This window comes from Levilactobacillus andaensis, assembly GCF_016861695.1.
Taxonomy (GTDB): domain Bacteria; phylum Bacillota; class Bacilli; order Lactobacillales; family Lactobacillaceae; genus Levilactobacillus; species Levilactobacillus andaensis.
In genome coordinates this window covers 147017-159198 of sequence record NZ_BOLP01000003.1, presented here as the reverse complement: position 1 = coordinate 159198, position 12182 = coordinate 147017, and the positions used below count along the sequence as shown (strand labels likewise).

Sequence of the window (12182 nt, the reverse complement as noted above, 5' to 3'; positions counted from 1 at the left end):
GGTTGCTGTCGCCGTAAAGTGCGCGATACTTGAGAGTGAGGGGAGGAGAGCAAATGGAAAATGTTTTGACCATTGCCGGGTCGGATAGTCTTGCTGGGGGCGGGATTCAGGCCGATTTGAAAACGTTTGAGGAACTCGACGTGTTTGGCGTCAGTGCACTCACCAGCGTGGCGAGTATTTTGCCCGGAAAGGTAAATTTAACGCAATTGGCGCCTGAGGTGGTCGACCAACAGCTGACGTCGATTCTGTCACAGTTGCCGGTCCGCTTTGTGAAGACGGGCTTGCTAGGCGATGTGGCAACGTTAGACCTCGTCTGTGACCAGTTGCGGCAGTATCCGGTTTGGTTGGTCGTGGACCCAGTCTTGGTATTCAAAGAAGGGGGCATGGACTTGGCGACAGACTACATAGCAGCATTGCGGCAACGACTCTTACCACTGGCGTACGTGACCACGCCCAATCTGGATGAGGCGGCGCAACTCAGCGGGGTAGCGGCCATCACCACGCGCGAGCAGATGCGCACGGCAGCCCAGCGCATCCAAACGTTGGGTTGTCCCAATGTGGTCGTCAAGGGTGGCAGTCGGTTGCCGGGAATGGTCGCCGTCGACTATTTACGATATGGCGAAGAGGACTATTGGTTTGCGGAACCTAAAATTCAAAAGAAGACGACAGATGGCGCGGGGTGCACATTTTCCGCAGCCATCACGGCGCTATTAGCGACCGGGGTGGCGTTGCCGCAGGCGGTGGCCCAAGCGAAACAGTTTGTCCATGCGGGCATTGAACACGGCGTTGCCATCAGCGAGCAACTGGGGAGTGTCTGGCAGGGTGCGAGTCGTCGACAGGAGTAGAGTAAATGCGAAATGAAAAATTGAAACAAACCACGTTGGCGGCCGTGTTGATTGCGATGACGGTCGGCTTGTCGATTATGTTCGTGATTCCCGTGCCGGCAACCAAAGGGATGGTCACGCTCTGTGAAGTCGGTATCTACACCAGTGCCATTTTGTTTGGTGGCCCGGTGGGCGGCATGGTTGGTGCCGGCAGTGGGTTTTTGATCGATATCTTATCCGGGTATCCGGAATGGTGCCTGTTTTCACTGGTGATTCACGGGATGCAGGGGTTAGCGGTTGGCTACTTCACGCCAGAACATACGAAGTCGTTTAAGACGATGCTACTGCCACTGTTAATTGGAAGCGCTATTATGGTGGTTGGCTACTATTTTGCCACCGCACTTTTATTCGGTTGGCCGGCGGGCTTGGCATCGATCGTTGGTAATTTAGTTCAGGTTGGCTTTGGGATGGTCGTGACGCTCTCCATTGTTGAGAGCCTCGTGAAATTCAAGCCCAACCTGGTTTGAGGAGTGTTAACATGACAATTGATTTGGGAAAAATGACAGCGGAGTTAACAATTATAATTGAAGACGTTTTAGATGCAGCAAAATTACAACCAGGTGACCTATTTGTTCTGGGATGCACGACGAGTGAGGTCGTTGGTGGCCATATTGGCAAGGATTCCAGTTTGGACGTGGGCACCCGCATCGTCGAAACGTTGAAGGCCAAGCTTGACCCGTTAGGCATTCAACTGGCTGTGCAGGGTTGCGAGCACATTAACCGCAGTTTAGTTGTTGAACGCGCCGTTGCCCGGCAACATGACTTTGAAATGGTGTCGGTCGTGCCAGCGTTACATGCCGGGGGGGCCTGCTCGATGGCGGCATTCCAGCAATTCACGGATCCCGTGGAGGTCGAGCACGTGGTGGCCCAAGCCGGCCTAGACATTGGCGACACGGCAATCGGCATGCACGTTAAATTTGTGCAGGTGCCGGTTCGACCAAGTATTAGTGAACTGGGTGGCGCGCACGTCACGGCATTGCGGTCCCGACCGAAGTATGTTGGCGGTCCGCGAGCGGTCTATGACTTAGCTAAGTAGGTCGTTGGAATTTCTGAAAAAAGCCGCTAGAAATCAAATTGGGATTTCTAGCGGCTTTTGTGATGGCTATTTTAAATTTAAGAGTAATCTACGCGTTGAAGCGGGCAGCATAGTGTTGAGCCAAGTCGGGATTGGCATTGTGCAACAGTTGTGCGGCGTCGTTGGTCGTCAACTGGTCGTGCTCCAGATAGCGCATGACATCGGTTGTTAGCCGGTCGAAATGGACCATGTGAAGTGGCCGGTCGAGTGCACTGGGAAAGTTGTGATGGGCGGTGCGCCACACCAGCCAATCGGTTTCCGAACGATATAACAAGTCATCGGGCATCAGCAGATGCAACGCTGCCAGTCGTTGGGCGACCACGTGATAAGGCATGGCTGTTTGGTCGGCCAAGCGTAATAACGCCGTTTCGGGTGAAGTGGATTTTCGTTGAAGGCGATGCCAAGTAGCTACCGTGTGCCGGGCTGGCAACATGATTGCGGTGGTAAAGGTGGTGCGGGCAGTCACATTGCTTTGATAACTCGTGGCGATGAGGTCCCACAGCGTGTGCGCCGCGTGGTAGTAACGTTGTCGGAGCGGTTGTGCCGTATTGAGAATTGCAAAGTTTTGTTGTTTTAGTTGAATCAACGCCCCATAATAGCTGACATCGGCCACGTCGCGGTAGATCACGGTGGCTCGTTCAGCAAGCAGGCGTTCGATATCGGCGCCAATGAAACCGCCATTAGTGGGGGTCGCGCTTAGAAATTTAGCAGCGGTTTGTTCCGCAAAGAGTTCCGCGATGTCCTCAGTCATAGGCAGCCTCCAGTAATAAACACTGGCGAATGTCGCGAAGGACTTTAGCGAGGTCGTCCTGACCAGATATACCGCAAGGAGGTTCCGTGCGGCGAGCTAAATTGGTTCCTGACGGGGTGACCAGCGTTAATTCCGGTGTCATCGTCAAGGTAGTGGCCTGTGGTTGGGCCACCATCAGAGTTGGTTGTGCGCGGTGCTGTGTCTTGCGGGAAAGTTGACTGTGATCCATTGAAAGCCCTCCTAGTCGTTCAAAAGTTATTTTGACTTCTAAGTTGCTAGCGAAAATCGCCAATCAATCGGTGTCACCAAAACCAGTTGCGCGGGGAAACTGCTCCCCAACTCTGAGTATACTGGTTACGTACCGAAATGCCTAGAAGAGTCGTATTCAGGGGGCTAGTGGTTAATTTGGTTGGAGAATTTTAGGGTGAAGTAAAAATGGCCGCCACAAGTCATTGTGGTTGCCACGAGAAGCGTGCTATACTATTTTTACCAAAAGCGAAAGGATGTTCCCCTATGAATCAGCCAAAATTACTCGAATCGACCTTACAACCGGTCGCCTTCGCTGACATTTACTCGGCGGAAGATCACATTTTACAACTCGGTCATCTAAAGCAAGAGGTTCTGGAGAATCAGCGGCTTGAGCACCCCACGTTTGACCAGTGCTTGCTGGAGGGGATGACCTTTCTGAACGCTGACTTCCACCGACTAGAAATGACTGATGTGGTCCTGAAGAACTGTACGTTGGCGAATTGTCAGTTCGAGGCGGCGAGTCTTTATCGCGTCCATTTTGTCGATTGTAAATTGATGGGTAGCACGCTCGACCACTCGGCTTTAAAGGACGTGACGTTCACGGGGTGCAGTTTGGCGTTGGCTAACGTGAACGAAGCAAAATTGACCCAGGTCATGTTTGATCAGAGCGACCTAACGGAATTCAACTGTCTGGCGAGTCAGCTGAGCAAGCTTGTTTTTCGTGGATGTCAGCTGAACAAGGCTGATTTTTCTGAGACCAGCTTGAAGAAGGTCGATTTGAGTACCTGCCAGTTCGATGAGTTGCGGGCAACCACGTTTGATTTGGTGGGGTGCACGTTGAACGAAACGCAGGCGGCCTACTTTGCCAGCCAGTTTCTCGGGATCACTGTCGCGTAATGATTTGGGCGTCTAGGCGAAATTCCTGCGGTGCGAGTTGCGGATCGGCGAGATGGGCCAGCAAGCGGTCCACAACAGTCTGGCCGAGCTGCTTGATAGGCTGACGGGCCGTGACGATGGGGCGCGGTAAGAAGTCGAACCACAGCTGATCATCGAAGCCGCCGAGTTGCAGGTTCGGCAGGTCGAGTTCGGTCAGCTTGCGCAAAACCTCTTCCATGATGGTGTTGTCCCCGACGAAGAGGCCGTCACACTTCTGATTGATCAGAAGCTGGCGGGTCATTTGCTGAACGTTGCTGTTGTCGGTACGGGCGGCCACCTCGATGGCACTGTCGAGGGCGATGCCGCCGTCATGGAGGGCCTGTTGATAGCCGGCGAGGCGTTCGGTCGCAGTAAAGGAGACGGCGCTGTTGATGATACCGACTCGCGTAGCCCCCTGAGCTAACAGCTGTGAAACGATGTGGCAGGTCGCCTTGACGTTGTCGACGATGACCCGGTCATAGGGCGTCTTGATATTGGCCGGGGGCATGCGGTCGACGAAGATGGCGGGGGTGGGACCTAAAATTTTAGCGTAGTCCGTCTGACCACCGGCACTGGCGATGATGACGCCATCGACTTGCTTTTCGAGCATTAAGTTCAGGGCGTGTGCCTCTTTGGCGAGACTTTCATCCGTGTTCATGATGAGGACATCGTAGCCAGAGCGGCCAGCAGCGTCCTCTATTTCCCGGGTTAACTGGGTGAAATAATCGTTGAGAATGTCGGGAATAATCATGCCAAGCGTGTGGGTCTGTTTGACCCGAATGCCGCGGGCCAGACTGTTCGGTCGGTAGTCCAGTTGGTCGGCTACCGTTTGTACTTTTTCACGGGTAGCGCGTTTGACGCGGGGACTGTGACTCAGCGCTCTTGAGACGGTTGCTTCCGAGACGCCGGCTGCTTTCGCCACGTCTTTGATCGTTGGTTTTTCGGACAAAGGACTCACCTCACATTTTTTTAAAACGGTTTACAAATTTTATGGTAGCGTTTTTATGCCGGTAACGTCAACCATTAGCGCTAATTTCAAAATATTTTTTCTGGAGAATCGCGAAAAAGGACTTGCATTCACCCGGGGTGCAATGCTAAAATTATATCCTGTTGGGTCAGTAATGACCGAAATTCTTGGGCTATAGCCAAGTGGTAAGGCAACGGGTTTTGATCCCGTGATGCACTGGTTCGAACCCAGTTAGCCCAATCAGAGGTTTACAGGAAGGAACGAGCTGGTCTCGTTCCTTTTTTGTTACAGGTAAAAAGAGTGCGGCGAAAGGCGGTTAGTCAATGAGCATTAACGTCGATAGACGAATAATCCCGGGCTTGGATTGTTTGTCTATCGGGGTTAAGCGGAGTTGACTGCCTTTTGTCGCACGTTTCGACCATGTATAATTGGAGTACAAGAAGGGTCTGAGACGATTTTTGTCTCAGGCCCTTTTTAAAATAAGTTGTCAATCATGGCTTAGTGCTTCCATCGCCGCTGCTGCGTCTGCTGCCGAAGCCAGACAATCAATGCAACGAGAATAATAATTGGAATCACGACGGTAAAGCCTTGTAACGTTTTGGAAAATAAGCCCACAATGGCGGCGCCCAACGCAAAGCTGCCCATGACGGCCAACGTGTCGGTGGCCTTGGTGCGAGCGGCCTTATCGCGGTAGCGGACGCCATCAAAGAGGGATTCGGCGACCGCCCGGAAGTTACCGGTCATCATGAGTGGCGTGAAGGGGGCGCCCTTTAATTTACGAAAAGCCTGGAGTTCTGCGGCGGCCGTTAAGGATAAGAGCGCCGTAATGGCGATATCCGGCAAGATGCTAGTCGTGATGGCCACGCAGACCAGCAGAACCAGTTCGATCCAAAGAACGGTGGCTTGCAGATTTTTCTGCTTCTTTTCCAGAAAGTGTTGCAGGCCCCGAATGAGCATGGTGCCCACCATGAAGGCAATCATCGCCGTCAAATAGCGACCGACAACGGCCACCTGTAATTTTCCTAAGTTGATTCCCAAGAGGATTAGGTTCCCCGTTTGGAGGCCGGCAAAGACTTCGCCGTGTTCCAGATAGGAATAGGCGTCTAGTGCACCGGCCACCATCGTTAGTCCGCTGCCGAACAAAAGTTGTTCGTGGGCGGGGTAAGCTTGCTGTCTCAATTTTGTTCACCTCGGCGACATATTTTGTCCATTTAGTATAGCGTAATTTATATTGCGGGAAACCACGTTACTAAAAAACGTCACCACTGAGCGGGGTTAACCGTAGTGGTGACGCAGTTTTTGGCGTTAATTAAATGTCTTTAAAGAATCCGTGATCAGTTGAATAAAGGCTAGTCGGTCGACATCGAGGAGGACGTCGGTGTTCTTCGGTTTGCCGGTGAGTTCGTAGTAGTCACAGACGGTTTCGCCGCGAACCAACTCGCCTTGCGTTTCCACGTCAACGTTCATCAGGTCGCTCTTGAACATTTCGGGGCGCAGGAGCCAGGCAATCGTACAAGGATCATGGAGAGGGGCGCCCTGGAAGCCCCATTTGGGATTTTCATGGTACAGCTCAAAGAAGTTCAGCAGGCCATAGAAGGCGTGGGCAACGGGATTGTCGATTTGACCGATGGCTTCGATCTCCGGTTTGAGGATCTGGGCCTTGTGAGTCACGTTCAATGGGGCCATCGTGAGGGGAATTCCGGCGTTCATCACGATTTTAGCAGCCTCGGGGTCGACGTAAATGTTGAATTCGACGGATGGCGTCCAGTTGCCTAAGCCCATGGCACCGCCCATGTAGACGATGCGGTCGATTTTGGCCTTCAGTTCGGGGTAGACGCGTAAAAAGAGAGCGGCGTTGGTCATGGGACCGGTGACGACCAGCGTGACGGGATCGGTGCTTTCTCGCAGCGTCTTGGCGATGAGTTCGATGGCGGTCATGTCCTGGACGGCAAAATCGGGGTCAGGCAACTCAGCGCCGTCGAGCCCTGACTTGCCGTGGACGTTGCCGGCCGTTTCGAGCGGTTTGAGCAGCGGGGTGCGGTTTCCACCGGCAACGGGAATCTCCTGATGGTGCATCAGCGTCAGCAGGCGCATAGCATTGTTCAGCGTCTTCTCCGGCGTTTGGTTACCGGCCGAGGTCGTCACCGCGAGCAGGTCGATTTCGGGATTGGCGAGCGCCAGCATCAATGCAATGGCGTCGTCATGGCCGGGGTCGCAGTCTAAAATAATTTTTGTCATGTCAAACACTCCTCTGGAATGGGTTAGGTCAACGTTTGGTTAATAGGAAACTTAGTCGGTGAATCAGCTAGTTTGTGGTTAAAACGTCAACCTGATAAGTCTAGTTTACCTGAAAATGACAGCGCTTACCAATTGGGCATAAAAACAGGGTCCAACTCAGGAAGAAGAGTTGGACCCTGTGATTTACAGCCTATGGAGACAGCTGTGATAAGGATGTTAGTCGGAGTTCTTTTCCGGTCCCCATAGCTGGCGGAATCTTGGCAGACGTAGGTGGTTACTAGCCTTTATTTCGTGGCGTCAAAGACGTAGCTGGACGTGTAGAACGGTACGCGGTACGCACGGTAAGCGTAGGCCTTAGCCGCGGCATTCTTCATGGTAGCGTTGAAGACCTGTTCGCCGCTCTTGGTGACTTCGATGATGTTACTCTGTTGACCACCGGCCTTGAATCCAAAGTCGATCAGAACGTTGCCGTTACTTTGCTGCTCGGCGTAACCGATAACGCTGGTGAAGTTGGCTTTGCCCAAGGTCTTCCCGTAGGACCAGGTCGATTTGATCGTCATGTTCTTGGTGTTAACGTGGTATTTAACGGCCTGTGAGTACTTGCCAGACGTGCTCTTATCACCGTTAGTGACATTGATGTTGTTGTCATAGAGAATGAAGTCTTCACTGTTGGCAGAGTTCTTACCACCGTTGTTCAGGAGGTAGAGGCCATGTTGCCCACCGGTCGTGATGGTGCCCTTGGTTGGCGTCAACACGTACTTGCGGTAAGCCTTAGGCCAGCTGGACTTCTTCTTGCCGCTGTAGAGCCATTTGATGTGATTGGTCTTGTAATCCAGTTTCAACGTTAAATCTTGATTACGGTTGGAGAGGACGATGGAGTTGTCGTTCTTGTCGTAGTCCACGGCGTTGTTGTGCAGCCAGTCGACCTTGCCATCGGAACCCTTCTTGTACTTGTCCCACATGGACTTCGGCAGAATTTTCTTCATGTCGATGACCTTCACGATTTTACCGGTCTTGTGCGAAACTTCGATCAGCGTGTCTTCCTTGTATTTTGAACCGTCGGAAACGGTCGCTAACAGGTTGTGGTTGGGTAGTTCGACCAGGTCATGATGAATGACGGTCGTTTCGACCCCGCCATCGGTACTGCTGGTCTTGTTGGCAAAACCGTATTCCTCGTAAACGCGGCCGAGGTAGTCGGTTTCAATTAAATCGTTATAAACGTCGGAGTTCACATTCTTCTTTGAGAGAATCATGATGTGACCGCTCGTCCATTGTTCGATGGTGTGTTGGGAATAGTTCGTGTCGTACCAACGAACGGCGCCATCTGCGTCAATGGCAAATGGTTGCTTCGTGGTCCGGTTGACGATGGTCAATTTGTTCTTGCCAATGTCCATCTTGGACTTCTTGACATTTTTAGTGGTGATGGTGGCGTCCTTGATGTATTTTGGCAGGGCGCTGGTCTTCATGGTCAGCGTCTGCGTGGTCGTCTTGCCATCCTTGGTGGTGGCGGTGATCTTCACCTGGTTGCTGTAGTCGGCGTAGAGGCCAACGACGGGAACCTGGTGCGTCTTGGTGTAGCCACCGTTGACCGTGTTGGTGATGGACGTCTTGTCCGTCTTGCCGACGACGGTGTAGGTGACTTTGACCGCGTCACTGGTCTTAAAGATAACCAGTGCGGATAGCGGGGAAGACTTGTAAGGGTTGATTTTGACGTATGGCTCGCTCAGGGTATAGTTGTCGTTTTGTGCAGCAGATTTGTACGTTGCTGTCAAACTCTTCTGAGCGTCTTGCCGCGTCGTGATGATCTTGGTGTCCAGATTTTTTTTGATCTGGGCGGTGCTTAGCGCGACCTTGTTGTTCTTGATCTTATAACTTGAGGATGACGCGTTACTCGAGGAACAACCAGCGAGGCCAACCGTCAGAATTGCCAGGGAGGCTACGGCAAGCGTAACCAACCGGGGGTGTTTGAATTGCAAATGAGCCATCTCCTTCAAAAATAGTAAAAAAGGGGGCACTGGTCCCTAAGTCCCAGTACGCCCCAAAAGTATGTAACAGCTACAATATACACTTCATATAAATTAGTTATGTTAACAAAGTTCGATATTTTAACGAAAAAAATGTGATGAAATTGTGAAAGTTGGGAATGTAACGATAAGTTGGCGGTTATTTTAAAACAACCAATTTGACGGATGTCAGGGTGTTGTAAAGTGCTGCAATTGCCGATGAATCAGCATTTACCAGCTGGTTTTTCAATAGATAATTAGTCATGGAATGTCTTCAAATTACCAGTTTTGACACAGGTCACGTAGCTTTTGGGGCGTGTTACTTGTAGCTGTTCGGATAGTTTTGACGTTTCTCTAAATGAATTAGTCGGCGATGAAAGAATAGAAAAAATATAAATTCAGACTAAAACATATATACAACTAGAATGTCAACAACCCAATGATGTTGGTGACTGTGACACTTGTTCCCTTACTCGGCGGTTAATATTTTCTGTCAAAAGTCAGTCCATAAAAAAACGCCCCAGCTACGGTAAGCAGTTGGGGCGTTTTGGGCATTGAGTTTTAATGTAATAATGTTGGCGTCTTTGGATCGAACGTCCAGTCTGGAATCAGATATTGCATAGCCTTAGCGTCATCACGACCATGGAAACTAAGTCGTTCGTAGAGTTCGTGAGCGGCGGCTAACTTGCTATCATTGATATCGATACCTAGACCGGGACGCTTTGGAATAGCAATTTCACCGTTTCTGATGTTTAAGGCATTATCACATAATTGTTGGCCATCTTGCCAAACGAAATGAGTATCAATTGGTGTAATGTTGCCAGGAGCGGCTGCGGCGACCTGTGCATACAATGCCAAAGTGATGTCAAAGTGATTGTTGGAGTGAGATCCCCAAGTTAATCCCCAGTCATTTAAGATGCTAGCGACTCGCAGGCTACCCTCGATTCCCCAGAAGTGGGGGTCGGCTAAGACAATGTCGACGGACTTCATGAGAAGAGTTGGGTAGAGTTGTTTCCAGTCGGTAGCAATCATGTTGGTTGCTACTGGCTTGTGTGTCGCATTTTGATAGAAACTGAGTACTTCACGACCAGAGAAACCATTTTCTGGCCCACATGGATCTTCAGCGTAGGTTAAGGCATCACCATATTCCTTAGTAAGGCTGACAGCTTCGTCGAGTGTCCAGGCGCCATTCGGATCTAGGTTAATTCGAGCGTCAGGGAAGGCTTCGTGCAAGGCTTTAACGGCCTTCATTTCTTCAGCACCATCTAAGACCCCGCCCTTGAGCTTGAAGCAACGGAACCCATAACGTTCTTTCATGGCTTTGGCTTGTTCGACGATACCAGCGACAGTCAATGTTGGTTTTCGCCGTAACTTGCCCCACGCATCAGAATTGTCGTCATTCTGAATGTAGGGTAGATCCGTCTTGGTATAGTCTCCAATGTAGAAGAGGTAGCCTAGCATTTCTACGGCGTCGCGTTGACGACCGGAGCCGATGACATCGCACATTGGAAGATTAACGAATTTACCGTACAAATCAAGCAATGCGCATTCGACAGCAGCCTCAGCGTGGACAACGTACTGAAGATTACTGATATTTAGTTGCTGAATTCCAGCTCCCTTGTCAGCATCGGGGTGAGCGACCTGGTGTTTCATGTCATTTAAAATAGCCCGGTATTCCGTAATCGGTCGACCAATGATAATTGATTTGAATGAATTAAGTGACTTAGTAATCACATCGCCACCGTGAATTTCACCGATACCACGGTTACCAGAGTCGTCAGTAATAATTACAATATTTCTAGTAAAGTAAGGATAATGAGCACCACTAAGGGTCAGCAACATGCTATCGTAACCAGCAACGGGGACAACTTGAACATCAGTAACTTTTGGAATAACGACCATTTTGAACAGCTCCTCACAAAGTTTAATTTCATTGTAAGCGCTTAATTATCAGAAATAATCAGTCGAATTAACAGGATTAGAAGTTATTCCTTGTGCAACCTGGTCGAATTATTAATTAACTCCTGACGTCGCGGGATTCTTCAAGTTATGGTGGTAACTAGCATCTTTGAAGTACAGGTAGCCGAGGTAAAGCTCAAAGAGTTCAATCGTATTGTGGGGATCAAGGTCAAAATCTTCTTTAATTTTACTGAGACGGTAACCTAAAGTATTACGGTGAATATGCATGGCTTTTGCGGTTTGAACCATATTGCCGCTGTGGCGAATGTACATGCCTAGTGTTTGGATCAGGTCGCTACCAGATTCGCTACCGTTCGCGTCCTGAAACTTTTCGACAATGGGAGTTAGTGAAAGATGACTGCTGAGTAGCGTGTCAATAAAAGCAACCTGGCCGTAGTTAATCTGATCAGGTCGGTTGAAGACATTGCTAATACGTAATGTTTGAAGCGCTTGGTTGACGGAGACACCAATATTAGCGTTGGGCAGACCGATTCCCAAGCCAATTTTCTTTTTCTGACAATAGCTAGTGAAACGGTCGATAGTGACTGATTGAAGGGTAAGAACAATGACTGTATTAGCGGAAAGGGAGATTTGAAAATCAGTTGGATCCAATAGGTTCATTGGCAGAGCTTTTAACTGAACCGCAATCGCTGTGCGTTCTTTGAGAATGTCGATACTCAATTGACTAGCTTCTAACAGAAGGTCAGTCTTATTCTCAATGTGATCCGTAACTTGGGACCACTGGTAAAGGAATCGATTGAGAGCGGTCTCTTTTTTCTTTTCTCGCAAGTTATTCTGATTTTGACTCAGTAAAAGTTCGGTAGCAACGCGGAGTAAAGAAGCGAGGGGGGTAACCTTTTCCGGATCGCCCGTGATGCCAATGACACCTACAATTGCCTTGTCGAAGAAGATGGGCATATTGATACCTGGTTGGCCATGCTGACCAAAGGATTTGGCCATTGGGAGCGTCTTTTTTTGTTCGATTGCGTCGAGAGCGCCGACATGTAAGGTGTTGATTCTGGTCTCGTCACCGCTAGCAATTACGTAGCCGTGTTCATCCATCATATTTACGTTATATGGAATCTGGGCCATCATTTTGTTCACGATGGATTGTGCCAATACGGGATCAATTTTCATAAGT

Annotated in this window: 12 protein-coding genes and 1 tRNA gene; 5 read left to right on the top strand and 8 right to left on the bottom strand. The window is 50.1% G+C overall.

Annotated elements, in window-relative coordinates; all coding sequences use genetic code 11:
• Positions 1-53 precede the first annotated feature (53 nt).
• The 3 genes from thiD to JUF10_RS01495 are packed head-to-tail and all read left to right on the top strand — an operon-like array spanning position 54 to position 1920.
• Complete coding sequence (thiD, locus tag JUF10_RS01505; protein WP_203640483.1) at positions 54-845, top strand: bifunctional hydroxymethylpyrimidine kinase/phosphomethylpyrimidine kinase; 792 nt, start codon at positions 54-56, stop codon at positions 843-845.
• 5 nt (positions 846-850) lie between these two features.
• The gene (locus JUF10_RS01500; protein WP_203640482.1) at positions 851-1351 is read left to right on the top strand and encodes an ECF transporter S component; all 501 of its coding nucleotides are present in this window, start codon (positions 851-853) and stop codon (positions 1349-1351) included.
• 11 nt (positions 1352-1362) lie between these two features.
• Positions 1363-1920, top strand: a complete 558-nt coding sequence (locus JUF10_RS01495; protein ID WP_203640481.1) for a TIGR01440 family protein — start codon at positions 1363-1365, stop codon at positions 1918-1920.
• An 88-nt stretch (positions 1921-2008) separates the two neighbouring features.
• On the opposite strand, the gene JUF10_RS01490 is transcribed toward JUF10_RS01495, so the two are convergent.
• Together JUF10_RS01490 and JUF10_RS01485 are read right to left on the bottom strand one after the other, a co-directional pair.
• On the bottom strand, positions 2009-2710 hold the full coding sequence (locus JUF10_RS01490; RefSeq protein WP_203640480.1) for a hypothetical protein: 702 nt from the start codon (positions 2708-2710) through the stop codon (positions 2009-2011).
• The gene (locus tag JUF10_RS01485; protein WP_203640479.1) at positions 2703-2939 is read right to left on the bottom strand and encodes a hypothetical protein; all 237 of its coding nucleotides are present in this window, start codon (positions 2937-2939) and stop codon (positions 2703-2705) included. Before JUF10_RS01485 ends, JUF10_RS01490 begins: the two co-directional genes overlap by 8 nt.
• Positions 2940-3223: 284 nt before the next feature.
• On the opposite strand from JUF10_RS01485, the gene JUF10_RS01480 reads away from it, so the two are divergent.
• A complete protein-coding gene (locus JUF10_RS01480) occupies positions 3224-3856 on the top strand; it encodes a pentapeptide repeat-containing protein (protein WP_203640478.1) in 633 nt (210 codons plus the stop codon).
• Here the strand turns inward: JUF10_RS01480 and JUF10_RS01475 are convergent.
• Positions 3843-4823 (bottom strand): LacI family DNA-binding transcriptional regulator, encoded by a 981-nt coding sequence (locus JUF10_RS01475; protein WP_203640477.1) that lies wholly within the window; start codon positions 4821-4823, stop codon positions 3843-3845. The genes JUF10_RS01480 and JUF10_RS01475 overlap by 14 nt on opposite strands.
• A gap of 186 nt (positions 4824-5009) precedes the next feature.
• Between JUF10_RS01475 and JUF10_RS01470 the strand changes: the two genes are divergently transcribed.
• Positions 5010-5081, top strand: a tRNA-Gln gene (locus JUF10_RS01470).
• Between the two features lie 258 nt (positions 5082-5339).
• Here JUF10_RS01470 and JUF10_RS01465 read toward each other — a convergent pair.
• From JUF10_RS01465 to JUF10_RS01445, 5 genes are all read right to left on the bottom strand, one after another.
• Entirely contained in the window at positions 5340-6020 is a 681-nt protein-coding gene (locus tag JUF10_RS01465) for a YoaK family protein (RefSeq protein ID WP_203640476.1), read from the bottom strand.
• 126 nt (positions 6021-6146) lie between these two features.
• Positions 6147-7079: a pyrimidine-specific ribonucleoside hydrolase RihA gene (gene rihA / locus JUF10_RS01460; protein ID WP_203640475.1), complete on the bottom strand. Its 933-nt coding sequence runs from the start codon at positions 7077-7079 to the stop codon at positions 6147-6149.
• Positions 7080-7363: 284 nt separating this feature from the next.
• Positions 7364-9064, bottom strand: a complete 1701-nt coding sequence (locus tag JUF10_RS01455) for an aryl-sulfate sulfotransferase (RefSeq protein WP_203640474.1) — start codon at positions 9062-9064, stop codon at positions 7364-7366.
• Between the two features lie 579 nt (positions 9065-9643).
• Positions 9644-10984 (bottom strand): enolase C-terminal domain-like protein, encoded by a 1341-nt coding sequence (locus JUF10_RS01450; RefSeq protein WP_203640473.1) that lies wholly within the window; start codon positions 10982-10984, stop codon positions 9644-9646.
• A 111-nt stretch (positions 10985-11095) separates the two neighbouring features.
• Positions 11096-12178 carry a CdaR family transcriptional regulator gene (locus tag JUF10_RS01445; RefSeq protein WP_203640472.1) on the bottom strand — a complete coding sequence of 361 codons (1083 nt, stop codon included), beginning with the start codon at positions 12176-12178 and terminating at the stop codon, positions 11096-11098.
• Between the last annotated feature and the right edge of the window lie 4 nt (positions 12179-12182).